This is a genomic window from Sphingomonas sp. Sphisp66, assembly GCF_047324325.1.
In the GTDB taxonomy this organism is placed as follows: Bacteria; Pseudomonadota; Alphaproteobacteria; order Sphingomonadales; family Sphingomonadaceae; genus Sphingomonas.
This window is the reverse complement of record NZ_CP168508.1, coordinates 3,796,980-3,820,487: the sequence shown is the minus strand read 5'-3', so window position 1 is coordinate 3,820,487 and position 23,508 is coordinate 3,796,980. Positions and strand designations below refer to the sequence as shown.

The following is a 23,508-nucleotide window of genomic DNA, read 5'->3' as shown; positions in this document are numbered from 1 at the left end:
TGGGGGGGGGCATGTGTCTCACCGAGACCGTGGCCCGCGGACAGCCCCCACCCCAAACCCCTCCCCTGAAGGGGAGGGGCTTTAAGCTATGTTCGGCACCACCTTCATCCTCGCGATCCGCTCGATCCTGCGGCACAAGCTGCGCTCGATCCTCACCGCGCTCGGCATCATCATCGGCGTCGCCGCAGTGGTCACCATGGTGACGCTGGGCAAGGCGACCACGGCGGCGGTGCAGCAGCAGATCTCCGCGCTCGGCACCAACATCCTCCAGATCCGTCCGGGCCAGGGCTTCGGCCGCGGCGGCGGCGGCCCGCGTCCGCCCGATTTCAAGCCGGCCGACGTCACTGCGATCCGCGATCAGGTCGCCGGCGTCACGGCGGTCGCGCCCCAGGCGCAGACCACCGCGACGGTGATCTACAACGGCGCCAACTGGTCGACGACGGTAAACGGCACCACCAACGGCTATTTCGAAGTCTCGCCCTGGCCGCTGATCGAGGGGCGGTACTGGACCCGGGCGGAGGAGCAGGCGGGCAAGGCCGTGTGCATCATCGGCACCACGATCCAGACCAACCTGTTCCGCGGCGGCAGCGCGGCGGGCTCGCGCATCCGCGTGAACGGCATTTCCTGCGACGTGATCGGCGTGCTCAAGACCAAGGGCCAGGCCGGATTCGGCGGCGACCAGGACGATGTCGTGATCATGCCGATCAAGCAGGTGCAGCGTCGCTTCACCGGCAGCACCGATATCCGGCTGATGCTGGTCGGCACCGATCCTGCCTATAACAGTGCCCAGATCCAGTCCTCGATCACCGATCTGCTGCGCGAGCGGCGCAACATCAGCGGCGGCAAGCAGGATGACTTCAACATCTTCGACACCGCCCAGATCAGCCAGACGCTGACCGGCACCACCACGCTGCTCACCCAGATCGTCGCGGCGGTGGCGGGGATCAGCCTGGTCGTCGGCGGCATCGGGATCATGAACATCATGCTGGTGTCGGTGACCGAGCGCACGCGCGAGATCGGCATCCGCCTGGCGATCGGCGCGGTGGCCAGCGAGGTGCTGATGCAGTTCCTGGTCGAGGCAGTGGTGCTGTCGATGCTCGGCGGGCTGATCGGGCTGCTGCTGGCGCAGATGGCGGTCGCGCTGATGTCGTGGCTGGGCTCGCTGCCCTTCCTGTTCGACGTGCAGATCAACGTCATCGCCTTCGCGATCTCGGCGATCATCGGCGTGGTGTTCGGCTATTTCCCGGCGCGGCGCGCGGCGAGCCTCAATCCGATTGACGCGCTTCGTCACGAATGAGCGCCGGCGGGCGCTCGGGCAGCCCGTCGGTGCGCAGGCCGTAGAGCTCGCGCAGCGCGCGCAGGTCGTCCTGCGTGTCGACATCGACCAGCTCGGCGGGCGGCGCGATGACGTGGTGGCCGCGCCGGATCAGGTCGCGCGCGCCCTGGTCGCCCTCGAGCCTGAGCAGCTCGTCGAACATGTCGCTGCCGAACAGCGCCGGCGGCATCGGGCGCACCCCGTCGGACGAGGCGACGATCGTCGCCGGCCCGTCGGCAGCGTCGAACATGCGGTGGATGTGCGCGGCGGTGACGCGCGGCATGTCGGCCAGCGCGACCAGCACCGCCTCCACGCCCAATTCCCGGGCGCGCTCCACGCCGAAGCAGAGCGAGCGTGCCTGGCCGAGCGACGGATCGGGGTTCTCGACCACGTCATAGCCGAGCGCGGCGAAGTCGAGCTCGGTCCCCGAGACCACCGCGATCCGCGCGGCGAAGGGGATGCGCTCCAGCGCGGTGACGACATGATAGGCGAGCGGCTTGTCGAGGAACGGCTCGGCGAGCTTGTCGCCGTCGTTGAAGCGGCGCGAACGGCCGGCGGCGAGCAGGATCAGGGCGGTCTGGTCAGGCTTGAGCATGGAATTTCTTCACCATGGCTGCGGCGATGGAAAGGGCGATCTCGGCGGGGCCGATCGCGCCGATGGCGAGCCCGGCGGGCCCCTCGATGCGGGTCAGGTCGGCAGGCGCGATGCCGGCGGCGGCCAGGCGTTCGAGCCGCGCGGCATGGCTCCGGCGCGATCCCAGCGCCGCGACATAGCCGGTCGGGAAGCGCAGCGCGGCAAGCAGCGCGGCATCGTCGATCTTGGGATCATGGCTCAGCGTCACCACGGCGGTGGCGGGATCGGGCTGCAGGGCGGTCACGGCCTCGTCTGGCCAACGGTCGTCTAGCATCACCCCGGGGAAACGCTCGGCGGTCAAAAATCTCCCGCGCGGGTCTATAACATAGGTTAGTATGCCCAGCTCGCGCGCCAGGCCGGCAAGCGTCTGGGCGATCTGCACCGCGCCGATGATCAGCAACCGGCGGGGCGGGTCGTAGCGGTTGAGGAACTCCCCGGAACCTTGCGCGGACACACCGGTGGCGAGGTCGGTCCCGACATCGAAGGCCTCGCCTCGCGCCTGCGCCGCATCGATCGCCTCGAACAGCGCGGGCGGAAAGCCCCGGTCGGAAACCGGCTGGACCAGCACGGAGATCTCGCCGCCACAGGGCAGTCCGACTTCCCAGGCCGCTGCGTCCGCGACGCCGTAGCGCTTCACCATCGCCGGCGCCCCGGCGATCACTTCGGCGGCGACCTGCAGGATGTCGGTCTCGACGCAGCCGCCGGAGACCGATCCCTCGAACCGCCCGTCTTCGTGCACCAGCATGTGGCTGCCCCGCGGCCGCGGCGCCGATCCCCAGGTCGAGACGACGGTGGCCAGCGCCAGCCTTTCGCCCTTCCAGGCGCGGGACGCCGCGAGCACGCTGTCATTATCCGCCATATCGCCTCGCAACCGTCATATCCGCAGCCTAGGCCCAACCCCGTAACGAGTGGAGAGTTTCGTGACGAGATCGCTGATTGCCGCGTTGATGCTGATGGCGCCGGGCGTCGCTCTGGGGCAAGGTCATGCCATGCATGGGAACACCGACGCCATGAAGAACCGGGTAATCGTGATCGCGCACCGCGGTGCTTCGGGCGAACGCCCCGAGCATACGCTGCTCTCCTACCAGCGTGCCATCGAGCAGGGCGCCGACTTCATCGAGCCCGATCTGGTGCCGACCAGGGACGGCGTCCTCGTCGCCCGGCACGAGAACAACATCACCGAGACGACCAACGTCGCCGACCATCCCGAATTCGCCGACCGCAAGGCGACCAAGACGATCGACGGCGAGACGATGACCGGCTGGTTCACCGAGGACTTCACCCTCGCCGAGCTGAAGACGCTGCGCGCCAGGGAACGCCTGCCCAAGCTTCGCCCGGACAACACGAAGTATGACGGTCAGGCCGAGGTCCCGACGCTCGACGAGATCATCGCGCTGGCCAAGCAGGCGTCGAAGCAGACCGGCCGCACGATCGGCATCTATCCCGAGACCAAGCACCCCAGCTATTTCGCCTCGATCGGTCTGCCGCTCGAGCAGCGGCTGGTCGACAAGCTCAAGGCGGCGGGCTGGGACCGTGCCGACGCGCCGGTGTTCATCCAGTCGTTCGAGGTGAACAACCTCAAGAAGCTCAAGGCGATGACCAAGGTCCGGCTTATCCAGCTGATGGCCGGCGCGGGCGGCCCGGCGGACAATGCCCAGCCGAGCTACAAGGCGATGATCACGCCCGAGGGGCTGAAGGCGGTCGCGGCCTATGCGTACGGGATCGGTCCCGAGCGGACGATGATCCAGCCGGCCGCCGGCCCCGCCACCACGCTGATCGCCGACGCGCATGCCGCCGGGCTCAAGCTGCACCCCTGGACGTTTCGGGCGGAGAACTTCTTCCTCCTGCCCAGCTACCGGTCCGGCGCAAATCCGGCCGACCATGGTCGCCTGAAGGACGAGATGCTGTATTTCATCGGGCTTGGCGTGGACGGTTTCTTCACCGATTTCCCCTATATCGGTGTCGAGGCGCGGGATGCTGCTGCAGCGTCGCACGCGCACGCCGGGGGATAAGGTCTTTCTATGCGCAAGTTTCTGCTTCCGATCGTCGTGGCGCTGCCGCTGCTCAGCGGCGGCTGCATCGCCAAGACTGTGGTCGATGTTGCCACCCTGCCGGTGAAAGCCGGCGGCAAGGTGGTCGACTGGACGACGACCAGCCAGGACGAGAGCGACCGCAACTACGGCCGCAAGATGCGCGAGAAGGAAGAGCGCGAGGGCAAGGAGCTGCGCAAGCTCTGCAAGAAGCATCCCGGGGACGAGCGCTGCAATGGCGGTCCGGACAATGGCTTCCGCGCCGATCCGGGCGGCAATCGCTACAACTGATCGCGTCCGGGCGCCTGCGCCCGGTCGTTCTTCCCATAGTCGCGCACCACGGTCGCGATCCTGAGCCGATAGTCGCGGAAGATGTCCGCGCGTCCTTCGGCCTGCGCCAGGCGGTGCGGGCCGAAGCCGCGCCACGCCGCGATCGCCGCCTCGTCGCGCCACCAGGATAGCGAGAGCAGCTTGCCCGGCTCGGCCAGGCTCTCGAACCGCTCGATCCCCAGGAACCCGTCGATCGCGTCCAGCTCGGGGCGGAGCGCGGCGGCGATGTCGAGATAGCGGTCGCTGCGGCCAAGTTCGGGCCAGGCCTCGAACAGCACGGCGATCATGGCCGAACCGGCGGCGCATGGGGCGCGGAGACGCAGCGCAGGAAGATCCGGTCCTCGCGGCGGATGAACTTCTCCCGCGCGGCGAAATCATAATTGGCACGGCCGGCGGGATCGTCGCGCAGCCGGGCACGATAGGCCTCATAGGCGGCCAGCGAGTCGATGTTGTACACGCCGTAAGCAGTGGTGGCGGAGCCCTCGGCGGGGCCGAAATAGCCGATCAGCTCGGCGCCGCAGCGTGGGATCGCCTGGCCCCAGTTGCGGGCATATTCGGCGAAGGCCTCCGCCCCGAAGGGCTCGATCTCGTAGCGGATGAAGCAGGTCAGCATCGGAATTCCTCCTTGGCCTGCCTCTGCCACCGGGGCGCGGCGCGATGCTTCGGCCGGCACCGTAGCATCGACCGCGCCGGACGGGCATGATGCATGCGATGCAGCGCATTTCCGCCTTTGCCGAGACCGCCGCGCTGATGGGCGATCCTGCCCGCGCCAACATGCTGTTCGCGCTGATGGACGGGCGTGCGCTCACCGCGGGCGAGCTGGCGCGCTTCGCCGGCGCCACGCCGCAGACCGCCAGCGGCCATCTCGCCCGGCTGGCCGAAGCCGGGATGATCGTGCCGACGCCGCAGGGCCGCCACCGCTATTTCCGCCTCGCCTCGCCCGCCGTGGCGCAGATGGTCGAGAGCGTGATGGGCGTCGCCGAGGAGCTGTCGCGCCGGCCGCTCCCGCTCACCGGCCCCCGCGTCGCGCGCGGACCTGCTACGACCATCTCGCCGGCCAGCTTGCCGTGGCGATCGCCGGGCGCATGGCCGAGCGCGGCCAGCTGGTGCTAGGCCATGACGGTGCGGCGCTGACCGGTGCCGGCATCGCCCTGCTCGCCGATCTCGGCATCGCCGGCGCGGCGCTCGCGCCCTGCCGCGCCTGTCTCGACTGGAGCGAGCGCCGCCCGCACCTCGCCGGCGCCCCCGCCACCGCGCTCTACCGGCATTTCGTCGCACAGAGCTGGGTGCGGCCCCGCGAGGGCAGCCGCGCGCTCGAAGTCACCCGCGCCGGCGAGGCCGCCCTGTCGCGCTGGTTCGGTATCTCGCTGTAACTACAGCCATTTCGGCGCCATCTGACCGCGAGGCATCCGCCGGCTTGGGCTATGTACCCAGGCTCTAAAGGGGGAAGCTCTACGCGGCGAAGCCCTCGGCATCGATCGCGTAGAGCATTTCCGCCCTGGCCATCGCGGCGGGCATCAGGCCCAAGGCCTCGGGCACGATCTGCGCGACATAGAAGCGCGAAGCCGCCTGCTTCATCTTCAGGAACGCCGGATCGCCCTCGCTGCGCGCTGCCGCACGACCGCTCGCTTCCATCAGCCAGCCGCACACCGCGGTCGAGAGCATGGTCAGGAACGGATAGCTCGCCGCCAGCCGGTCATCCATTTCGCTCGACAGCAGGTTGCGCGCGACTTCCTCGCAGGCGTCGATCAGATTGACCAGCTCGGTATCCTCGGCGTCCTCGCGCATCTGCCCGATCAGGCCGAGCAGCGTGCCGCCATTGTCCATGCTAAGCTTGCGCCCGACCAGATCCGCCGCCTGGATGCCGTTGGTGCCCTCATAGATCGGGGTGATCCGCGCGTCGCGGAAATGCTGGGCCGCGCCGGTCTCCTCGATATAGCCCATGCCGCCATGGACCTGGATGCCGAGGCTGGCGACTTCGTTGCCGAGATCGGTGCCATGCGCCTTGGCGAGCGGGGTCAGCAGCTCGACCCGCTTCTCCGCCTCGGCATCGCCGGCGCGCGCGCGGTCGAGCTGGCCGAACGCATAATAGACCAGCGCGCGCGCCGCCTGGGTCTGCGCCTTCATCCGCAGCAGCATGCGGCGGACATCGGGATGCTCGACGATCGCCACCTGCGCCCCGCCGCGAGTGCCCTGCACGCGCTCCCGGGCATAGGCGACCGCGCGCTGGGTGGCGCGCTCGGCGACCTGCACGCCCTGCAGCCCGACATTCAGCCGCGCATTGTTCATCATCGTGAACATGGCGCGGATGCCGCCCAGCTCGGGGCCGACCAGCTCGCCGATGCAATCGTCGTTATCGCCGAAGCTCAGCACGCAGGTCGGCGAGGCGTGCAGCCCCATCTTGTGCTCGATCGAAACGGTGCGGACGTCGTTGAAGTCGCCCGGCGTGCCGTCGGCGTTCAACCGGTACTTCGGGACCAGGAACAGCGAGATGCCCTTGGTCCCCGCCGGCGCGCCCGGCGTGCGGGCGAGGACGAGATGGACGATGTTCTCGGCCATGTCGTGATCGCCGAAGCTGATGAAGATCTTGGTGCCCTTGATCCGGAAGGTGCCGTCGCCGACCGGCTCGGCGCGGGTCTTGAGCGCGCCGACATCCGAGCCCGCCTGCGGCTCGGTCAGGTTCATCGTGCCGGTCCAGGCACCGGTCGACAGGTGCGGCAGGTAGAGCGCCTGCTGCTCGGGCGTGCCGTGATGCATCAGCGCCTCGACCGCGCCGACCGTCAGGATCGGGGCGAGCGCAAAGCCCATGTTCGCGGTGCCGAGCGTCTCCAGCACCGCGATCGACAGGCTGACCGGCAGCCCCTGGCCGCCATGCTCGGCCGGCGAGCCGATCGTGCCCCAGCCGCCCTCGACATAGGCCTGGTAAGCCTCGGCGAATCCCGCCGGCATCTTCACGCCCTCGGGCGTCCACTTCGGCCCGTTGGTGTCGCCTTCGCGCTCCAGCGGTGCCCATTCGCCGGAGGCGAACTGGCCGGCGCCCTCCAGCACCGCATCGGTCATTTCGGCGGCTTCCGCGCTGATCTCGTCCAGGCGGACGATGGTCTCGAGCACGAAGCGCTGATCGGCGGTGGCGGGGGTGAACATAGGGCCTCTCTTGTGGTCTGGTTTCGCGCCGTATAGCTCGCCCAAAGTGAGCCCGACAAATCCGAGAGTCTTACCCTACGGCATGGCCGCGATCGCCGAGGCCGCGGCGCTGATTCGCGCGGGCGAATGCGTCGCGGTGCCGACCGAGACGGTCTATGGCCTCGCCGCCGACGCCACCGAGTCGCGAGCGGTGTCGGGCATCTATGCCGCCAAGGGGCGGCCGAGCTTCAACCCGCTGATCGTCCATGTCCCCGATCTCGCCGCCGCCGAGCGGATCGCGCTGTTCGACGACCGCGCCCGGGATCTGGCGACGCGCTTCTGGCCGGGGCCGCTCACCCTGGTGCTGCCGGTGCGCCGCGATGCCGGCATCGCATCCTTGGTCACCGCCGGGCTCGACACGATCGCGCTCCGGGTCCCGCGCCACCGCGCAATGCAGGCGCTGCTCGAAGCCTCGGGCAAGCCGCTCGCCGCGCCCTCAGCCAATGCCAGCGGCTCGATCAGTCCCACTCGCGCCGAGCATGTCGCGAAGAGCCTGGCCGGGCGCATCCCGCTGGTGATCGACGACGGCGCCACGCCTGCTGGCGTCGAGTCGACGATCGTGATGGGCGACCGGATCCTGCGCCCCGGCCCGCTGAGCGCGGAAGAACTTTTCCCCGGCGAAGGCCGGGGCCCAGACTTGGAGTCTGAGGCTGGGCCCCGGCCTTCGCCGGGGAAAGAAGACGGCATCACCGCACCGGGCCAGCTCGACAGCCACTACGCGCCCTCGAAACCGGTACGCCTCAATGCGACCGAAGCGCAGGAAGGCGAGTACCTCATTGGCTTCGGCCCGGTCCCAGGCACCGAAACCCTCTCCGCCACCGGCGACCTCACCGAAGCCGCCGCCAACCTGTTCGACGCGCTCCACCGCGCCGATGCCAGCACCGCGCCCGCCATCGCGGTCGCCCCGATCCCCGCCACCGGCATCGGCTTGGCGATCAACGACCGCCTGCGCCGCGCAGCCTTCTAGGCCGCTCTTTCACGCTGTTGGAAAAATAGGATCACGCACACGCAAGAATATTGCGGGATGCGCGGCAGTACCGGGAACCGGGTCGATCTGGGCTCGGCGAAAACCCGCTTCCGGCGTGAACTTCGTGGACTTTGGCGAGCCGCCGCCGCACCCGATGTTGGAACCGAGGCGTTCTAGCGCGCGACGAGCCGCAGCCAGCCGTTCGCGTCGGTCTCGACATCGAGATCGCCATAGTCCGCCCGCGCCGGGTGCGGCGTGTCCATTGTCTCGTGATGCGTCTCGGTGATCATAACCGCCGTGGCGCCCGAGGCATCCGCTGCGGCGAGGCCGGCGGGGCTGTCCTCCCAGACGAGGCAATCGGCGATATCGACACCAAGCCGTTCGGCACCCAGCAGGAAGCAATCAGGCGCGGGCTTGCCGTGCGCGACATCCTCGGCGGTGATGACGATCTCGGGCAGGGGAATGCCGGCCGCTTCGAGCCGGCGCAGCGCCAGCGCCCGCGGCGCCGAGGTGACCAGCGCCCAGCGTCCCGCGGGAATCCGCGAGAGGAACGCAGCCGCGCCCCGGATCTCGGCCAGCCCCTCGGTGTCGTCGATCTCCGCCTGGGTGAGCGCTTCGGTCTCCGCCTCGGCATCGACGCCGGCCGGCGCGAAGCGGCGGATCGTCTCGATCGCGCGGACCCCGTGCAGCGCTGCCATCAGCGGATCGGTCTCGATCCCGTGCCGCGCCGCCCAGGCCCGCCACACGCGGTCGACCACCGCCATCGAGTTCACGAGCGTGCCGTCCATGTCGAACAGGAAGGCGGCGAAGCTGCGGGTGGGGAGACTCATCGAGGTCCCCACACCACAGCAGCGCCGCCGCCGCAACCCGCGCGCCGCTTTACTTCCCACTCCTTCAAGACCTACAAATCTGCGCAGGTCTGGGGGTTGGGGAGAGGCCGGACACAGCAGGAGGGCAACACATGAGCAATGTGCAACGCGGGCTTGCCGAACTGATCGGCACTTTCTGGCTCGTCTTCGGCGGATGCGGCAGCGCGGTGCTGGCCGCGGCGTTCCCGGATGTCGGCATCGGGCTGGCGGGCGTCAGCCTCGCCTTTGGCCTCACCGTGCTGACCATGGCCTATTCGATCGGCCATATCTCGGGCTGCCATCTCAACCCGGCGGTGACCTTCGGGCTATGGGCCGGCGGGCGCTTTCCCGCCAGGGACATCCCGCTCTATGTCATCGCCCAGGTGATCGGCGCGGTGATCGCGGCGGGCCTGCTCTGGTACGTCGCCAGCGGTGCGCCGGGCTATGCCGGCGGTCTCGCCTCCAACGGCTTCGGCGAACATTCGCCCGGCCATTTCTCGTTCGAGGCGGGCATGGTGATCGAGGTCGTGCTGACCTTCATGTTCCTGATGGTGATCATGGGCTCGACCGACAGCCGCGCACCCGCAGGCTTCGCGCCGATCGCGATCGGACTGGCGCTTACGCTGATCCACCTGATCTCGATCCCGGTGACCAACACTTCGGTCAATCCGGCGCGCTCGACCGGGCCGGCGCTGCTCGAAGGCGGCATCGCGCTGCAGCAGCTGCTCTGGTTCTGGATCGCGCCGATCGCCGGCGGGCTGCTCGGCGGCTTCGTCTACAAGGCGCTCGGCGCCGAGGCGGGCAAGCGCCCGCCGATCGAAGGCGAGGCGCTGCCGGCAGAGTGAACGTCATTCCTCCCTCGGCGAAGCCGGGGGAGGGGGACCGCCGCCGAAGGCGGTGGTGGAGGGGGCGGAGCAACGAGCGATGTCGCTCGCGGTCAGCCCCCCTCCACCAGCCTGTGGCTGGTCCCCCTCCCCCGCTTCGCGAGGGAGGATCTAAGTCAGGTCAGGCCGCAGCCCCTTCCTTGCTGCGCGCGGCGAAGCTCTTGCGGAGCTTGCGCAGCTTGGGCGGGATCACCGCCAGGCAGTATGGGTTACGCTGGCCGTCGCCCTGCCAATATTCCTGGTGGTAGTCCTCGGCCGACCACCATTCGCCCAGCGGCTCGATCGCGGTGACGATCGGCTCGGGCCAGTCGGGACGGGCGCGCTCGATCGCGTCGAGCGCCTCGCGCTCCTGCTCGGCCGAATGCGGGAAGATCGCCGAGCGATACTGGGTGCCGATATCGTTGCCCTGCCGGTTGAGCTGGGTCGGATCGTGCGTCGCCAGGAAGATGTCGAGGATCTCGCCGTACGAGATCTGGTCGGTGTCGAAGCTCACCCGGATCGCTTCCGCGTGCCCGGTCTCGCCCGAGCAGACTTCCTTGTAGGTCGGGTTGTCCTTGGTCCCCCCGATATAGCCGCTTTCGACCGACTGGACGCCGATCACATCGTTGAACACGGCCTCGGTGCACCAGAAGCACCCTCCGGCCAGCGTAGCGGTTTCAATGCTCATCGCGAACTCCTTGCTATCGGCGCAAAGATAGGATTGGACGCGCCAAGAACAATGCGGAGTTTGGTATGCGCGAAGGCACGGTGCTGGTTACGGGCGGGGCGGGCTATATCGGCAGCCATGCGGTGCTGGCGCTGCTCGATGCGGGCTGGCAGGTCGTGGTGGTCGACAACCTCGTCACCGGCTTCGACTGGGCCGTCGATCCGCGCGCCAAATTGGTGGTCGCCAACATCGCCGATGACGACAAGGTCAGCGCCGCGATCCGCGAACATGGCGTGATCGCGATCATGCACTTCGCCGGATCGGTGGTGGTGCCGGAGAGCGTGAGTGACCCGCTCAAATATTACCGCAACAACACCGCCGCGAGCCGTTCGCTGATCGAGAGCGCGGTGGCCGAAGGCGTGAAGCACTTCATCTTCTCCTCGACCGCCGCGACCTATGGCATCCCCGAAGTCGTGCCGGTGCGCGAGGACAGCCCGAAGCAGCCGATCAACCCGTACGGCATGTCCAAGCTGATGACCGAGATCATGCTCAAGGACGTCGCCGCCGCGCATCCGATCAACTATGCGGCACTACGCTATTTCAACGTTGCCGGCGCCGATCCGCAGGGCCGCTCGGGCCAGTCGACCGCGGGCGCGACGCACCTGATCAAGATCGCGGCCGAGGCGGCGACGGGCAAGCGCGGCCATGTCTCGGTGTTCGGCACCGATTTCGACACGCCCGACGGCACCGGCGTGCGCGACTATATCCATGTCAGCGATCTTGCCGCGGCGCATGTCGACGCGCTCGACCTGCTCATTGCGAAGCCGACCGAGAACCACACGATGAACGCCGGCTATGGCCGCGGCTTCTCGGTGCTACAGGTGCTCGACGCGGTCGATCGGGTGACCAACCTGACGATCGAGCGCAGGCTGGAGGGGCGCCGTGCGGGCGATCCCGATGCGCTGGTCGCCGACAACAGCGCGATCCTCGCGGCACTGCCCTGGCGGCCGAAGCACGACGATCTCGAAGGCATCGTCAAGGACGCGCTGGCCTGGGAGCGCAAGCTCGCCGAGCGTCAGGGCTGATCCGCCAAAGTACACGAAGTACACGCCAAGAAGCGATTTGAGGCAGTCCCGCGCAACATCCTTGCGTGGGGATTGCCCTATATTTCCAACAACCTGAGGGACTTGCCTAGGATGCGGGCCGGGCACGGCCGAGCATCGCCAGCTCGATCCGCCACCAGAGCATCGCCCAGACTCCGCCGAACGCCCAGCCGGCGACGACGTCGCTCGGCCAGTGGACGCCGAGATAGACACGGCTGACACCCACGGAGAGGGTGAGCGTCAGCGCGACGATCAGTACGAAGGCGCGGATGCGGCGGTCCGGCAGCACCGGGAAGAGCAGGGTGGCGAGGGTCAGGTAGACGATTGCGCTGAGCGCGGCATGGCCGCTCGGGAAGCTCTTGGAGGTCTCTTCCATCAGCCGGCCGGCGAGATCGGGGCGCGAGCGGCTGACCAGTGCCTTGATCGTCTCGACGGTGAGCGAACCGAGCGCGGTCGCGGCGATCAGGAGCAGCGCGGTGCGCAGCCGCCCGGCGAGCCAGAGGAAGATCGCGGTGACAGCGACGAGGAAGGTCAGCACGATGGTGCTGCCGAGCGCGGTCACGTCGCGGACGGCCGAGGGGAGCCAGGCCGGGCCGATCGGATGACCGCCGCTGCGCATCGCCAGCAGGATCGCCTGGTCGATCCGGGCGCCGTCTCCCTCGACCAGTTCATGGCCGAACCAGATCAGCCCGAGCAGGAACAGGGCGAAGCCGGCCGCGGCGAGGATCGGCCAGGGGATTCGGCGGGAGGCGGGCGGGGCTTCGTCGGGCGGGTGCATTGCCATCGGATCGCGTAACGGCGGACGCGATGCAAATATCCGGCTCAACCTCAATTCCGTCATCCCCGCGAAGGCGGGGATCCAGGGTAACAGAGCAATGCCCTTTTGCGACTCTGGATCCCCGCCTTCGCGGGGATGACGATTATGGGTGGGTAGCCGTCGGACTAGATCTGGATGCGGGCCGTCACGCGGATGTCGCGGCCGGGAAGCGGGGCATAGTCCTTGAGCACGCTGGCGGCGCGGCGGGCCTCGACGTCGAAGATGTTGTTCGCCGAGAGCTGCAGGCTGGTGTTCGAGCCTGCGCCCCAGGGCTTCCACGAGACCGAGGCGTTGACGAAGGTGAAGCCGTCGGTCGGCGTCTCGAAGGCCGAGATGCGGGTCTGGTCGAAGACATGCTCGACTTCGCCGCGGATCGTGAAGGCGTCCGAGGTCGCCTCGAGCCCGCCATTGACGCGCAGCGGCGGGATGCGCGGCGCCGGGCCGGTGCCGGTGATCTCGGCATGGACATAGTCGGCGAGCGCGGTTGCGTTGATCGTGAAGGCCTTCACCGTCGCCAGGCGCAGCGAACCCTCGGCCTCGAAGCCGTAATAACGCGCATCGGCCTGATTGTACTGGAAGACCGGCAGGTCGTCCCGCGTCGCCCCGGTCGGCGCGTCGTAGATATAGCCGGTGAACCAGTTGTAGTACGCCGCGGTCGAGAAGGCGAAGCCATCGCCGCCGCCCTTGAGCGTGGCCTCGACGCCCCAGCTCTTCTCGGTGCCGAAGTTCGGGTTGCCGATCTCATAGGCCTGGGTGCCGGCATGCGGGCCGTTGGCGAACAGCTCTTCCGGCGTCGGCGCGCGCTCGGCACGCGAGACATTGACGCCGAAGCGCACGCCGTCGGCAATCGCATAGCTGGCGCCTAGCGAGGCGGAGAAGCTGTCGAAGTTGCGCTTGTACGTCGGATTGCCGATATCGGCGTCGGCCTGGGCGCTCAGGTCGTTATGCTCGAAGCGCGCCGAGGCCTCTGCCTTGAACGCCCCGAGATCGAGCGACTGGAGGGTGAACAGGCCGAACTGCTGCGCCGAGTTCTTGGGCAGGAACTTCTCGTCGCCGACGATATGCATGTCGCGCAGCGAGAACTGGCCGCCGATCAGGCCGTCCCAGCCGCCGCGTGCGCTCTGGACCAGCTCGAGCCGCCCTTCATAGCCCTGGTTGTAGAAGGTGGTGCCGACGGCGCCGTCCTCCTCGATCTCGCTATGCTTGTAGTCGGCCGCGGCCCAGCGGGTACGGAGCTGCTTGAACAGGCCGTCGCCGAAATTGACCTCGCCGCGGATGTCGACGCGGGTCTGCTGGGCGTGGAGGCGGACATTCTCCGCCTCGATCGCCGGATCGAGCGAGTAGCGCACCGGCACGCCGTAGAAGGTGTCGAAATGGCTGACCGAGAAGCCGAGATTGTTGGTGCCGTCGATGATCGCGGCACCGCCGGCAACGTCCCAGGTCTTGCCTGCGGTATTGGGCACCTTGCCCTTGAGGTCGGCCAGTTCCTGGATCTCGGGATCGGCGCTGGCCGCCGCCTGGGCGCGAAGCTCGCGGCTCAGGACATAGCCGCCGGTGCGCTGGTCGCCGGTCTGCGAGAAGCTGCCATCGGCGTGGAGGACGACCTTGCTGGTCAACGGCACGTCCGCGGCACCCGAGACCGAACGCTCATTGGCGGCGCTGCCATAGCTGGCGATGCCGTCGAAATGCACCGCTTCCTCGGGCATGTGGCGCGGGATGCGGCTGTCGATGACGTTGACCACGCCGCCGATCGCCGAGGGGCCGAAGATCAGCGCGGTCGGCCCGCGCAGCACTTCGATGCGGTCGGCGGTGAGCGGGTTGATGATCGGTGCGTGATCGGCCGAGGTGTTCGACACGTCGATGCTGCCGATGCCGTCGGTGAGCAGCGGGGCGCGGGCGCCGATGAAACCGCGCAGCACCGGGCGCGAGGCATTGGGGCCGAAGGAAGTGGCGGAGACGCCCGGCTGCTGGGCCAGCGTGTCGCCGATGGTGGGGCGCAGGTCGCGGGTCAGCTCGTCCTTGGCGAGCACGGCGGTGCCGCCGAGCACATCGGCGGTGTTGCGCGCGCGGGTGCCGGTGACGACGATCTGGGCGCCCGGCTGGTCATGGTCCTGGTCGGCTGCCGGCGCGGTTTCGCTGCTGGCTGCCGGCGCGTCGTTGGTGCTGGCCGGCTTCTCCTCGGCATGGGCGGGGAGGGCGAGCAGGGCAACGGAGGCGAGCAGCAGCGAACGCAACATCAATGAATCTTCCCGAACAAAGGTACTTGCTGCGCCGCGGTAGCTGCGATGATATAAGGTATCAAGTCCGTTTCGGTCATACTTTCGGATAGCTGGCCGCCGGTGCCCGGCGAGAGGCAAGGGGCAAGCCGGCCGTTACGGCATCGCGGCGGATCGTCGCAGTTGCGGAAACCTTGTGATGCCGTCCGCACGGCTAATAAGCGCAGCGCTTCGCGCCTAGATGCCCGGCGAACAGGAGGACATCATGGCGTATCTCGATACCCAGGCACATCTGCTCGAAGGACTCGCCGGCACCGTTTCGGCGGAGGCCGTGCTGAGCCCGCTCGAATTGCGCACGCTGCAGCTTTCGCAGGCGGATGGCCGAGCGTCGCTGCGCGCGCCCCGCCGGATCGAGCGGCTGGGGGCGATGCTGTTCGGTTCGCGCCGGGTGGCGGGCCTCGCCAATGCCCGGCTCGAGGCGCTTCGCCGCTTCGCCATTCTCTACCGGCTCGACGGCAAGCGGATCGATTCGGGCGAATATGCCCGGGCGGAAGCTGCCGGTCTGGACCGCATGATGCTGGATCGTGTGCGGCGGATCATCGATGGCTGGCCGCGCCGGGTCGGTCCGCTGCTGCATGCCGCGTCGCTGCTCGGCGCAGTCGGACTCGCGACTGCCGCCAGTATCACGGCCTATTTCTGGCTCGCCGACCAGCTCGAGCCGGCAGTGGCAGCGATCCTGCTCGGCACGGTCGCGGTGACGCTTGCCCCGCTCTTCGCCGGCCGCCCGCGCGGTGCGCGCGGATAATTTGGTATAGAACCACTGGACCAAATCTGGTCCGTTAAATTGGTATTTAAATTGGCTTGCGCGTAAATTGCGCGACTGGTAGGCATCCTCATCGGCCACAAGAGCCGGTGGGGAGGATCCGTTGCGACTCTGGGCGCTGTCGATGGGGATGCTTGTGGCGGCTGCCAGTCCGGCGGTGGCGCGCGACACCCTTGTCCATGATCAGCAGGAATATGCAGCCGCCGCCAAGACGCTGGCGCCGGGCGACCGCATCGTGCTCGCCAATGGCGAATGGCGCGATTTCGCGGTGCGCTTCTCGGGCCAGGGCAGCGAAGCCAAGCCGATCACGTTGACCGCCGAGACGCCGGGCAAGGTGATCCTGACTGGCGCATCGAGCCTGCGCATGGCGGGCAGCTGGCTGGTCGTCTCGAACCTCGTCTTCAAGGACGGGCACGGCACCGGCGAGGACCTGATTGCCTTTCGCTACGACACCAGGCGCTGGGCCGAGAATTCGCGCCTGACCGGCGTGGTGGTCGATGGTTACGGCGCGCCGACCGCGGCGAAGACCGATCACTGGGTCTCGCTCTATGGGCGGAATAACCGGGTCGATCACTCGCAATTCCTCGGCAAGGCGCATGGCGGCGCGATGATGGTCGTAGTCCGCGCCTCCTATGGCCCGAGCGAGAACCATCACCGCATCGACCATGTTTATTTCGGCCCGCGTCCGCCGCTGGGCGAGAATGGCGGCGAGACGATCCGCATCGGCACCAGCCAGGAATCGCAGAGCGACTCCTTCACGATCGTCGAGGACAATTATTTCGAGCGCTGCGACGGCGAGGTCGAGATCGTCTCGATCAAGTCCGGCAGGAACATCCTGCGGCGCAACACCGTGGTCGAGAGCCAGGGCGCGTTCGTGATGCGCCACGGGCACGGCAATCTGATCGAGGACAATGTGTTCTTCGGCAATGGCGTGAAGCGCACCGGCGGCATCCGGGTGATCAACAAGCACCAGGTGGTACGCAACAATTACATCGAAGGCGTGACCGGCGAGGGGCCGTACAGCGCGATCACGCTGATGAACGGCGTGCCCAATTCGCCGCTCAATCGTTATGTCCAGGTCGAGGATGCGCTGATCGAGCGCAACAGCGTGATCGATGCGAGCACGGTGACGCTCGGCAATGGCGCGGACCAGGAACTGTCGCTCGCGCCGATCTCGACGCGCTTTATCGGCAATTTGTTCGTCAACCAGAAGCGCGGCGATCCCTTTGTCGCCAAGTCGGACATCGCCGGGATCAGCTTCAGCGGCAATGTCATGTCCGTGACCGGACCCGCAGCCCTGCCGATCCCGATGGACCGCCGAGCGGTGACGCTGAAGCGCGCGGCCAACGGCCTGCTCTATCCGACCGACCCGGCACTGGCGAAGGTCGGTGCCGATCGCACGCTCAAGCCCATCACGCGCGAGGAGACGGGTGTCTCCTGGTACGCCAAGCCTGCGGCCTCGCCGCTTCCGGGAAGCAATTGATGACTCGTTTCGCGTTTCTCCTCGCCGGTTCCGCCCTGTTCGCCTCGCCTGCGATGGCGCAGACCGCGCCGGGCACCCAGCCGACCTTGTTCCGCGCGGCCGAGATGGCGGCGACGGCCAAGGAAGCCACCGCCTATCCGCTGTTCAGCGCCGAGCTGAAGCGCGTGCGCCGCGAAGTCGACAAGGCGATCAAGGCGGGCGTGGTGGTGCCGGTGCCGAAGGATCCGGGCGGCGGCTACACGCATGAGCAGCACAAGCGGAACTACACCGCCATCTATGGCGCGGGGCTCCTCTTCCGCATCACCGGCGAGCAGCGCTACGCCGATTTCGCCAAGGCCGAGCTGCTCGAATATGCCAAGCTCTACCCGACGCTCGGTAATCATCCGGCGGCAAGCGACCAGCGCCCGGGCCGCCTCTTCTGGCAGAGCCTCAACGACGCGGTGTGGGCGGTCTATGCCGTGCAGGGCTATGACGCGATCCGGGATTCGCTGAGCGCCGCCGATCGCGCGACGATCGACGACAAGGTGTTCCGCCCGATGGCGAGCTTCCTCTCTGCCGGCCAGGCGGAAGAATTCGACCAGATCCACAACCATGCCACCTGGGCCTGCGCCGCGGTGGGCATGATCGGCTATACGCTGCGCGACAAGGATTTCGTCGAGGTAGCGCTGAAGGGCCTGCACCGCGATGGCAAGTTCGGCTTCCTCGCGCAGATCGACCAGCTCTTCTCACCCGACGGCTATTATGTCGAAGGGCCCTATTATCAGCGCTACGCGATGCTGCCCTTCGTGCTGTTCGCGCGCTTCATCGAGGCGAACCAGCCCGAGCAGAAGATCTTCCAGCATCGGAATGGCGTGCTGCTCAAGGCGATTCGAACCTCGATCCAGACGACCTATGACGGCTTCTTCTTCCCGTTCAACGACGCGATGCCGGACAAGAGCCTGAAGACCGACGAGCTCTATCAGTCGGTGGCGATCGGCTATGAAGTGACCAAGGATCCGGCTTTGCTGTCGATCGCCAAGTGGCAGGGCCGCACCGTGCTGACGCCCGATGGCCTGATCGTCGCCAAGGACCTGGCGGCGGGCAAGGCCCAGCCTTTCCCCTTCGCCTCGCAATTCCTGAGCGACGGGCCGAAGGGCGAGATGGGCGGCCTGGCGATCATGCGCTCGGGGCCGACCGACACCGACCAGGTGCTCGTCGCCAAGAACGCGGCGATGGGCATGGGCCATGGCCATTTCGACAAGCTGAACTGGATCCTCTACGACAACGGCCACGCCATCGTGACCGATTACGGCGCGGCGCGCTTCCTCAATGTCGAGAGCAAGGACGGCGGGCGCTACCTCAAGGAAAACGAGAGCTGGGCGAAGCAGACCGTCGCCCACAACACGCTGGTGGTGAACGAGACCAGCAATTTCGGCGGCAAGTGGAAGGTCGGCGACAAGCTTGCCCCGAAGCAGCTGTTCTGGGCGAGCACGCCGCAGGCAACCGTCAGCACCGCCGAGATGGTCGGGGCCTATCCGGGTGTCCGCTATCGCCGCACGTTGATCCAGCTGCCGGTCGACGGCACCGAGAGCCCGATGGTCGTCGACCTGCTCGACGTGACCGGCGACAAGCCCGCCACCTATGACCTGCCGCTGCATTATGCCGGGCAGATCACCAAGATCGACTTCCCGCTCCAGTCGAACGTTGCGGAGCGGCCGGTGCTGGGCAAGGCCAATGGCTATCAGCACATCTGGGTCGACGCGACCGGCACGCCGGGCGCGGACAAGGGTGCGATCACCTGGATCAACGACAACCGCTTCTACACCTACCGGATGATCGCGCCGGCGGGCGCCAGCGTGATCCTGGGCGAGAGCGGGGCGAACGATCCCAAATTCAACCTGCGCCGCGAGCCGCTGCTGATCGAGCGCGTCGCGGGGGCGACCGGTGCCCAGTTCGTCAACCTGCTCGAGCCGCACGGCAATTACGATGCGGGCGAGGAGAAGACGACCGCGAGCAACAGCCGGGTGAAGGGCTTCACCCATGTCCGCACCGGTGACGCGGACGTGATCACGATCACCCTTGCCGATGGCCGCAGCGTCACGCTCGCCATCGCATTCTCGGCCGATGCCGGGGCGGCGCACTCGGCCACGGTCGATGGCCGGAAGCGCGACTGGAAGGGCCATTTCGCCCGCTTCGACACGGGCAAGGGGAACTGAGCCGATGACCAAGGTCAAAGGCCTTCGCTGGCTCGTCATCGGCCTGATCGGGCTGGTCACGGTGATCAACTATATCGACCGCAACGCGCTCGCCGTGATGTGGCCGGCGGTCTCCAAGGACATCGGCGCGGACAAGGCGGATTATGCGCTGCTCGTGACCATGTTCATGGTCGCCTATGCCTTTGGCCAGTCGCTGTTCGGCAAGCTGCTCGACCGGATCGGCACCCGGATCGGCTTCGTCATCGCGATCGCGGTGTGGTCGGTGTCGATCGGTGCGCATGCGCTGGTCCGCTCGCTCGGCATGCTGATCGGGCTGCGTATCACGCTCGGCGTGTCGGAGGCCGGCAACTGGCCCGGCGCGGTCAAGGCCAACGCCCTGTGGTTTCCGCCGCAGGAGCGCGCCTTCGCCCAGGGCATTTTCAACGCCGGTGCGGCGATCGGCGCGATCATCGCGGCGCCTGCCGTGGCGGCGCTCTACGGTTCGTTCGGCTGGCGGGCGACCTTCGTGCTGGTCGGCGTGCTCGGCTTTGTCTGGCTGATCCCCTGGCTGTTCGTCTACCGCGCCGATCCCGATCGCCATCCCTGGCTGAGCGACGAGGAGCGCGCCCATATCAATGCGCGTCCCGCCACCGCCGACGCGCCGCAGAGCGAAGCGCCGGCACCGGGCATGCTCGAGCTGCTGCGCTATCGCCAGAGCTGGGCGATCCTGCTCAGCCGCTTCTTCCTCGATCCGGTCTGGTGGCTGTTCGTCTCCTGGCTGCCGATCTACCTGGCCGAGACCTTTCATTTCGACGTCAAGCAGATCGGCATGTTCGGCTGGGTGCCGTTCGTCGGCGCGATGCTCGGGAGTCTCGGCGGCGGCTGGTTCTCCGGCGTGCTGATCGCCCGGGGTTGGAACGCGCTCTCGGCGCGCAAGCTCGCCATCGCCATCGGCTGCGTGATCATGCTGCCGGCGCTGCTGCTCACCGCCCAGGCTTCGACACCGCTGAGCGCCGTGCTGCTGATCGCGGTGATCCTGTTCGGCTTCCAAGTGGCGATCAACAACATCCAGACCATGCCGGGCGACTATTTCGCCGGCGGTGCGGTCGGCTCGCTGGCCGGCATCAGCGGCACCGCCGCGGTGGCTGGTACCCTCATCACCACCTGGCTCGTGCCGGTGATGACTGCCCAAAGTTACGCGCCGATCTTCGCGCTGGCCGCGGCGATCGTCCCGCTCGCGCTCCTCTCCATCCTGCTCCTCGGCCGCGGACTTCCGCGCGCCGCGGGCACCATCTCCCCAGAACGGAATCCAGCATGAAATTGAAGGACAAGGTCGCCATCGTAACCGGCGGCGGGCGTGACATCGGCAAGTCGGTCTCGCTGCAGCTTGCCGCGGAAGGCGCCAAGGTCGCGGTCAATTATCGCAGCGACGCCGAGGCGGCCAAGGCGACCGTCGCCGAGATCGAGGCCGCGGGCGGCACCGCGATCCTGGTCCAGGCCGACGTCACCAAGCCGGCCGAAGTCGCGCGGCTGGTCGAGGAGACCACTGCGGCGTTCGGCGAGCGGGTCGACGTGCTGGTCAATGTCGCCGGCGGCATGGTCGCCCGCAAGACGCTGGCCGACATGGACGAGGCGTTCTTCGACCATGTCATGGAGCTCAACCTCAAGTCGACCTTCCTCGTCACCAAGGCGGTGCTGCCGCATCTGGGCGAGGGCAGCGCGATCGTGAACCTGTCGTCGCTCGCCGGGCGCGACGGCGGCGGGCCGGGTGCGTCGATCTACGCCACCGCCAAGGGCGCGTTGATGACCTTCACCCGCAGCCTGGCCAAGGAGCTGGGTCCGCAGGGCATCCGCGTCAACGCGCTGTGCCCGGGCCTGATCGGCACCAGCTTCCACGACACCTTCTCCAAGCCCGAGGGCCGCAAGGCGGTGGCCGGCAACACCCCGCTGCGCCGCGAAGGCCATCCGGACGAAGTCGCCTCGGCCGTCGTCTTCCTCGCTTCGAACGACGCCGCGTTCCTGACCGGCGTGAACATGGACATCAACGGCGGCCTCGCCTTCTCCTGAGGGACGGAAGGCCGCAACCTGGGAGGGATTATGTTCAAGACTGCACTCACGCTGGCGGCCCTGCTCGCCGTACCGGGGGCGGCCTTCGCCCAGACTTCGGAGGCCCAGCCTCCGCTCGAGAAGCGGGAGAAGCGCGTCGATGCGCCGCCGATCTCCGCCTACAAGATCATCCTGGTCGGCGACTCCACCATGGCGCCCGGCAGCGGCTGGGCGTCGGTGTTCTGCGCCTATCACGTCAAGTCGAACGTCGCCTGCCTGAACCTGGGCCGCGGCGGCCGTTCGACCCGCAGCTACCGGGCCGAGGGCTCGTGGAAGATCGCGCTCAGCGAAGCCGCGGCCCAGGGCTATGCCAAGAAATACGTCCTGATCCAGTTCGGCCATAACGACCAGTCGACCAAGGCCGAGCGCTGGACCGATCTCAACACCGACTTCCAGTCGAACCTCAGGCAGATGGTGCTCGACGTGCGCGCCGCCGGCGCCGTGCCGGTGCTGGTCACGCCGCTGTCGCGTCGCGAGTTCCGGGGCGGCAAGCTCAACAACACGCTTGCCGCCTGGGCCGATGCGGTGCGCAAGATCGCGCTCGAGACCAAGGCGCCGGTGATCGAGCTGAACCGCGATAGTGCGAAGGCGGTCGAGCAGCTCGGCGCAGTCGAATCGATGAAGCTGGCCATGGCCGAGCCGCTTCCCGAGGAAGTGGCGGCGGGCAAGGCCGGCACCACGCTGCGCCCGCGCCCGGCCCCGGAATCGCCGCCCGCCTCGACGCTTCCGAAGACCGGCCCGCGCGGCCGGATCGCCCCGAAGTTCGATTACACCCATGTCGGCGAAGGCGGCGCCAAGGTGTTCGCCAAGATCGTCGCCTATGACCTGGCGGTCGCAATCCCCGAATTGAGCAGCCAATTGCTCCCCTGAGCTCCGTCCCTGGAGGTGCGGTTCGAATCCCTCGGCCGCGCCTCCTTTTTTATTCGGCCGCACCGCTCTAACGGAGCGCATGCATCTGACACCCGACATCCTTGCCTTCCTCGTCTCCATGGCGCTGCTCGCCGGCACGATCGACGCGATGGCAGGCGGGGGCGGGCTGATCTCGATCCCCGCTTTGATGGCCGTGGGCATCCCGCCGGTCTCGGCGATCGCCACCAACAAGCTGCAGAGCGCCTGCGGCACCGCCTCGGCGGTGTTCGCCTATGCCCGGGCCGGCCATGTCGACTGGCGCCGCTTCGCGCTGCCGGCGCTCGGCGCCTTCCTCGGCGCGGCGGCGGGAGCGACCACGCTGCAGTTCATCGACCCAAGCTTCCTTGCCGCCTTCGTGCCGGTGCTGCTGATCCTGATGGGGCTCTATTTCCTGCTCGCGCCGAAGATGAGCGAAGCGGACCGGCATGCCCGGATCGGCACGGTGGGGCTGACGCTGATCGTCACCGGCATCGGCTTTTACGACGGCTTCTTCGGGCCGGGCACCGGTTCGTTCCTGACCACCGTGCTGGTCGCGCTCGCCGGGCTCGGGCTGGTGCGGGCGATCGGCAATGCCAAGTTCCTCAACCTCTCGACCAATATCGCCGGGGTGCTGGCGATGGTCGCGGGGGGCAAGATGCTTTGGGGGCTGGCCATCGCGATGGCGGCGGCTAACATTATCGGCAACCAGATCGGCGCCCGGCTGGCGATCCGCTTCGGCGGGCGCGGGGTGCGGCCGCTGCTCGTGCTGCTCTCGGTGGCGCTGACCGCGAAGCTGCTGGCCGATCCGAAGAATCCGATCTGGGGCTGGTTCTGAGCTTCCTATGCCGTCGCCGATTCGACTCGGTCGGCGGCGGCGGAAAGTCACTAAAGTCACGACAGCCAACGGCTTCGCGTGGAGACGCGTTTGCGCAACTTGCCTGCGCGGGGGGTGTCCTATCTTTCCTACGGTTGAAAGAGCGGCCGGGTGGTGGCCCGGCCAGGGGAGTGCAGCAGGCGGAATCCTATTTTGCAAGGCGAGTGCGAGCACCCCGCCCTCCTCG

At 67.8% G+C, this 23,508-nt stretch carries 24 protein-coding genes; 15 read left to right on the top strand and 9 right to left on the bottom strand.

Going from position 1 to position 23,508, the window contains the following annotated elements:
• Positions 1 to 88: 88 nt before the first annotated feature.
• Positions 89 to 1,297 carry an ABC transporter permease gene (locus ACEN8G_RS17300; protein WP_307117326.1) on the top strand — a complete coding sequence of 403 codons (1,209 nt, stop codon included), beginning with the start codon at positions 89 to 91 and terminating at the stop codon, positions 1,295 to 1,297.
• Here ACEN8G_RS17300 and ACEN8G_RS17295 read toward each other — a convergent pair.
• Positions 1,266 to 1,910 carry a nucleotidyltransferase family protein gene (locus ACEN8G_RS17295; RefSeq protein WP_413418525.1) on the bottom strand — a complete coding sequence of 215 codons (645 nt, stop codon included), beginning with the start codon at positions 1,908 to 1,910 and terminating at the stop codon, positions 1,266 to 1,268. The two genes, ACEN8G_RS17300 and ACEN8G_RS17295, sit on opposite strands and share 32 nt — an antisense overlap.
• Positions 1,897 to 2,808 carry an XdhC family protein gene (locus ACEN8G_RS17290; RefSeq protein WP_413418523.1) on the bottom strand — a complete coding sequence of 304 codons (912 nt, stop codon included), beginning with the start codon at positions 2,806 to 2,808 and terminating at the stop codon, positions 1,897 to 1,899. The genes ACEN8G_RS17295 and ACEN8G_RS17290 overlap by 14 nt, the downstream gene beginning before the upstream one ends.
• Before the next feature lie 130 nt (positions 2,809 to 2,938).
• Between ACEN8G_RS17290 and ACEN8G_RS17285 the strand changes: the two genes are divergently transcribed.
• Both ACEN8G_RS17285 and ACEN8G_RS17280 read left to right on the top strand, forming a co-directional pair.
• A complete protein-coding gene (locus tag ACEN8G_RS17285; protein ID WP_413418527.1) occupies positions 2,939 to 3,961 on the top strand; it encodes a glycerophosphodiester phosphodiesterase in 1,023 nt (340 codons plus the stop codon).
• Between the two features lie 9 nt (positions 3,962 to 3,970).
• Entirely contained in the window at positions 3,971 to 4,270 is a 300-nt protein-coding gene (locus ACEN8G_RS17280; protein WP_413418521.1) for a hypothetical protein, read from the top strand.
• Here the strand turns inward: ACEN8G_RS17280 and ACEN8G_RS17275 are convergent.
• Together ACEN8G_RS17275 and ACEN8G_RS17270 are read right to left on the bottom strand one after the other, a co-directional pair.
• The gene (locus ACEN8G_RS17275; RefSeq protein WP_413418519.1) at positions 4,261 to 4,596 is read right to left on the bottom strand and encodes an antibiotic biosynthesis monooxygenase family protein; all 336 of its coding nucleotides are present in this window, start codon (positions 4,594 to 4,596) and stop codon (positions 4,261 to 4,263) included. The genes ACEN8G_RS17280 and ACEN8G_RS17275 overlap by 10 nt on opposite strands.
• Entirely contained in the window at positions 4,593 to 4,922 is a 330-nt protein-coding gene (locus tag ACEN8G_RS17270; RefSeq protein WP_413418517.1) for an NIPSNAP family protein, read from the bottom strand. Before ACEN8G_RS17270 ends, ACEN8G_RS17275 begins: the two co-directional genes overlap by 4 nt.
• A gap of 98 nt (positions 4,923 to 5,020) precedes the next feature.
• Between ACEN8G_RS17270 and ACEN8G_RS17265 the strand changes: the two genes are divergently transcribed.
• Together ACEN8G_RS17265 and ACEN8G_RS17260 are read left to right on the top strand one after the other, a co-directional pair.
• Positions 5,021 to 5,422 (top strand): ArsR/SmtB family transcription factor, encoded by a 402-nt coding sequence (locus tag ACEN8G_RS17265; RefSeq protein WP_413740635.1) that lies wholly within the window; start codon positions 5,021 to 5,023, stop codon positions 5,420 to 5,422.
• Entirely contained in the window at positions 5,395 to 5,682 is a 288-nt protein-coding gene (locus tag ACEN8G_RS17260; RefSeq protein ID WP_413740634.1) for a hypothetical protein, read from the top strand. Before ACEN8G_RS17265 ends, ACEN8G_RS17260 begins: the two co-directional genes overlap by 28 nt.
• A gap of 79 nt (positions 5,683 to 5,761) precedes the next feature.
• On the opposite strand, the gene ACEN8G_RS17255 is transcribed toward ACEN8G_RS17260, so the two are convergent.
• A complete protein-coding gene (locus ACEN8G_RS17255; RefSeq protein WP_413418513.1) occupies positions 5,762 to 7,453 on the bottom strand; it encodes an acyl-CoA dehydrogenase in 1,692 nt (563 codons plus the stop codon).
• A gap of 82 nt (positions 7,454 to 7,535) precedes the next feature.
• Here ACEN8G_RS17255 and ACEN8G_RS17250 point away from each other — a divergent pair, with 82 nt between their 5' ends.
• On the top strand, positions 7,536 to 8,459 hold the full coding sequence (locus ACEN8G_RS17250) for an L-threonylcarbamoyladenylate synthase (protein WP_413740633.1): 924 nt from the start codon (positions 7,536 to 7,538) through the stop codon (positions 8,457 to 8,459).
• 173 nt (positions 8,460 to 8,632) lie between these two features.
• Here ACEN8G_RS17250 and ACEN8G_RS17245 read toward each other — a convergent pair whose 3' ends face one another.
• Positions 8,633 to 9,289, bottom strand: a complete 657-nt coding sequence (locus ACEN8G_RS17245; protein ID WP_413419345.1) for an HAD-IA family hydrolase — start codon at positions 9,287 to 9,289, stop codon at positions 8,633 to 8,635.
• Between the two features lie 131 nt (positions 9,290 to 9,420).
• On the opposite strand from ACEN8G_RS17245, the gene aqpZ reads away from it, so the two are divergent.
• The gene (gene aqpZ / locus ACEN8G_RS17240) at positions 9,421 to 10,152 is read left to right on the top strand and encodes an aquaporin Z (RefSeq protein WP_413419343.1); all 732 of its coding nucleotides are present in this window, start codon (positions 9,421 to 9,423) and stop codon (positions 10,150 to 10,152) included.
• A gap of 160 nt (positions 10,153 to 10,312) precedes the next feature.
• Here aqpZ and msrA read toward each other — a convergent pair whose 3' ends face one another.
• Positions 10,313 to 10,858 carry a peptide-methionine (S)-S-oxide reductase MsrA gene (gene msrA, locus ACEN8G_RS17235; protein WP_413414596.1) on the bottom strand — a complete coding sequence of 182 codons (546 nt, stop codon included), beginning with the start codon at positions 10,856 to 10,858 and terminating at the stop codon, positions 10,313 to 10,315.
• A gap of 65 nt (positions 10,859 to 10,923) precedes the next feature.
• On the opposite strand from msrA, the gene galE reads away from it, so the two are divergent.
• Complete coding sequence (gene galE / locus ACEN8G_RS17230) at positions 10,924 to 11,922, top strand: UDP-glucose 4-epimerase GalE (RefSeq protein ID WP_413414595.1); 999 nt, start codon at positions 10,924 to 10,926, stop codon at positions 11,920 to 11,922.
• Positions 11,923 to 12,028: 106 nt separating this feature from the next.
• On the opposite strand, the gene ACEN8G_RS17225 is transcribed toward galE, so the two are convergent.
• The gene (locus tag ACEN8G_RS17225; RefSeq protein ID WP_413414594.1) at positions 12,029 to 12,718 is read right to left on the bottom strand and encodes a phosphatase PAP2 family protein; all 690 of its coding nucleotides are present in this window, start codon (positions 12,716 to 12,718) and stop codon (positions 12,029 to 12,031) included.
• A 164-nt stretch (positions 12,719 to 12,882) separates the two neighbouring features.
• Complete coding sequence (locus tag ACEN8G_RS17220; protein WP_413414593.1) at positions 12,883 to 14,994, bottom strand: TonB-dependent receptor; 2,112 nt, start codon at positions 14,992 to 14,994, stop codon at positions 12,883 to 12,885.
• Between the two features lie 244 nt (positions 14,995 to 15,238).
• On the opposite strand from ACEN8G_RS17220, the gene ACEN8G_RS17215 reads away from it, so the two are divergent.
• From ACEN8G_RS17215 to ACEN8G_RS17185, 7 genes are all read left to right on the top strand, one after another.
• Complete coding sequence (locus ACEN8G_RS17215) at positions 15,239 to 15,778, top strand: hypothetical protein (RefSeq protein WP_413414592.1); 540 nt, start codon at positions 15,239 to 15,241, stop codon at positions 15,776 to 15,778.
• A 142-nt stretch (positions 15,779 to 15,920) separates the two neighbouring features.
• A complete protein-coding gene (locus tag ACEN8G_RS17210) occupies positions 15,921 to 17,279 on the top strand; it encodes a polysaccharide lyase 6 family protein (protein ID WP_413414591.1) in 1,359 nt (452 codons plus the stop codon).
• The gene (locus ACEN8G_RS17205) at positions 17,279 to 19,474 is read left to right on the top strand and encodes an alginate lyase family protein (protein ID WP_413414590.1); all 2,196 of its coding nucleotides are present in this window, start codon (positions 17,279 to 17,281) and stop codon (positions 19,472 to 19,474) included. The genes ACEN8G_RS17210 and ACEN8G_RS17205 overlap by 1 nt, the downstream gene beginning before the upstream one ends.
• A gap of 4 nt (positions 19,475 to 19,478) precedes the next feature.
• On the top strand, positions 19,479 to 20,771 hold the full coding sequence (locus tag ACEN8G_RS17200; protein ID WP_413414589.1) for an MFS transporter: 1,293 nt from the start codon (positions 19,479 to 19,481) through the stop codon (positions 20,769 to 20,771).
• Positions 20,768 to 21,520 carry an SDR family NAD(P)-dependent oxidoreductase gene (locus ACEN8G_RS17195; protein ID WP_413414588.1) on the top strand — a complete coding sequence of 251 codons (753 nt, stop codon included), beginning with the start codon at positions 20,768 to 20,770 and terminating at the stop codon, positions 21,518 to 21,520. Before ACEN8G_RS17200 ends, ACEN8G_RS17195 begins: the two co-directional genes overlap by 4 nt.
• A 30-nt stretch (positions 21,521 to 21,550) precedes the next feature.
• A complete protein-coding gene (locus tag ACEN8G_RS17190) occupies positions 21,551 to 22,429 on the top strand; it encodes a rhamnogalacturonan acetylesterase (protein WP_413414587.1) in 879 nt (292 codons plus the stop codon).
• A 79-nt stretch (positions 22,430 to 22,508) separates the two neighbouring features.
• Positions 22,509 to 23,282: a TSUP family transporter gene (locus ACEN8G_RS17185; RefSeq protein WP_413414586.1), complete on the top strand. Its 774-nt coding sequence runs from the start codon at positions 22,509 to 22,511 to the stop codon at positions 23,280 to 23,282.
• Positions 23,283 to 23,508 lie beyond the last annotated feature (226 nt).

What these genes read in the sequence shown, in the direction of transcription:
- ACEN8G_RS17185 (WP_413414586.1), top strand. Translation starts at nt 22,509, where the DNA reads ATGCATCTGACACCCGACATCCTTGCCTTCCTCGTCTCCATGGCGCTG.
- ACEN8G_RS17195 (WP_413414588.1), top strand. Translation starts at nt 20,768, where the DNA reads ATGAAATTGAAGGACAAGGTCGCCATCGTAACCGGCGGCGGGCGTGAC.
- ACEN8G_RS17255 (WP_413418513.1), bottom strand. Translation starts at nt 7,453, where the DNA reads ATGTTCACCCCCGCCACCGCCGATCAGCGCTTCGTGCTCGAGACCATC.
- ACEN8G_RS17275 (WP_413418519.1), bottom strand. Translation starts at nt 4,596, where the DNA reads ATGATCGCCGTGCTGTTCGAGGCCTGGCCCGAACTTGGCCGCAGCGAC.
- ACEN8G_RS17250 (WP_413740633.1), top strand. Translation starts at nt 7,536, where the DNA reads ATGGCCGCGATCGCCGAGGCCGCGGCGCTGATTCGCGCGGGCGAATGC.
- aqpZ (WP_413419343.1), top strand. Translation starts at nt 9,421, where the DNA reads ATGAGCAATGTGCAACGCGGGCTTGCCGAACTGATCGGCACTTTCTGG.
- galE (WP_413414595.1), top strand. Translation starts at nt 10,924, where the DNA reads ATGCGCGAAGGCACGGTGCTGGTTACGGGCGGGGCGGGCTATATCGGC.
- ACEN8G_RS17220 (WP_413414593.1), bottom strand. Translation starts at nt 14,994, where the DNA reads ATGTTGCGTTCGCTGCTGCTCGCCTCCGTTGCCCTGCTCGCCCTCCCC.
- ACEN8G_RS17245 (WP_413419345.1), bottom strand. Translation starts at nt 9,289, where the DNA reads ATGAGTCTCCCCACCCGCAGCTTCGCCGCCTTCCTGTTCGACATGGAC.
- ACEN8G_RS17260 (WP_413740634.1), top strand. Translation starts at nt 5,395, where the DNA reads ATGGCCGAGCGCGGCCAGCTGGTGCTAGGCCATGACGGTGCGGCGCTG.
- ACEN8G_RS17225 (WP_413414594.1), bottom strand. Translation starts at nt 12,718, where the DNA reads ATGCACCCGCCCGACGAAGCCCCGCCCGCCTCCCGCCGAATCCCCTGG.
- ACEN8G_RS17300 (WP_307117326.1), top strand. Translation starts at nt 89, where the DNA reads ATGTTCGGCACCACCTTCATCCTCGCGATCCGCTCGATCCTGCGGCAC.
- ACEN8G_RS17295 (WP_413418525.1), bottom strand. Translation starts at nt 1,910, where the DNA reads ATGCTCAAGCCTGACCAGACCGCCCTGATCCTGCTCGCCGCCGGCCGT.
- ACEN8G_RS17190 (WP_413414587.1), top strand. Translation starts at nt 21,551, where the DNA reads ATGTTCAAGACTGCACTCACGCTGGCGGCCCTGCTCGCCGTACCGGGG.
- ACEN8G_RS17200 (WP_413414589.1), top strand. Translation starts at nt 19,479, where the DNA reads ATGACCAAGGTCAAAGGCCTTCGCTGGCTCGTCATCGGCCTGATCGGG.
- ACEN8G_RS17205 (WP_413414590.1), top strand. Translation starts at nt 17,279, where the DNA reads ATGACTCGTTTCGCGTTTCTCCTCGCCGGTTCCGCCCTGTTCGCCTCG.
- ACEN8G_RS17265 (WP_413740635.1), top strand. Translation starts at nt 5,021, where the DNA reads ATGCAGCGCATTTCCGCCTTTGCCGAGACCGCCGCGCTGATGGGCGAT.
- ACEN8G_RS17285 (WP_413418527.1), top strand. Translation starts at nt 2,939, where the DNA reads ATGCATGGGAACACCGACGCCATGAAGAACCGGGTAATCGTGATCGCG.
- ACEN8G_RS17270 (WP_413418517.1), bottom strand. Translation starts at nt 4,922, where the DNA reads ATGCTGACCTGCTTCATCCGCTACGAGATCGAGCCCTTCGGGGCGGAG.
- ACEN8G_RS17215 (WP_413414592.1), top strand. Translation starts at nt 15,239, where the DNA reads ATGGCGTATCTCGATACCCAGGCACATCTGCTCGAAGGACTCGCCGGC.
- msrA (WP_413414596.1), bottom strand. Translation starts at nt 10,858, where the DNA reads ATGAGCATTGAAACCGCTACGCTGGCCGGAGGGTGCTTCTGGTGCACC.
- ACEN8G_RS17280 (WP_413418521.1), top strand. Translation starts at nt 3,971, where the DNA reads ATGCGCAAGTTTCTGCTTCCGATCGTCGTGGCGCTGCCGCTGCTCAGC.
- ACEN8G_RS17290 (WP_413418523.1), bottom strand. Translation starts at nt 2,808, where the DNA reads ATGGCGGATAATGACAGCGTGCTCGCGGCGTCCCGCGCCTGGAAGGGC.
- ACEN8G_RS17210 (WP_413414591.1), top strand. Translation starts at nt 15,921, where the DNA reads ATGGGGATGCTTGTGGCGGCTGCCAGTCCGGCGGTGGCGCGCGACACC.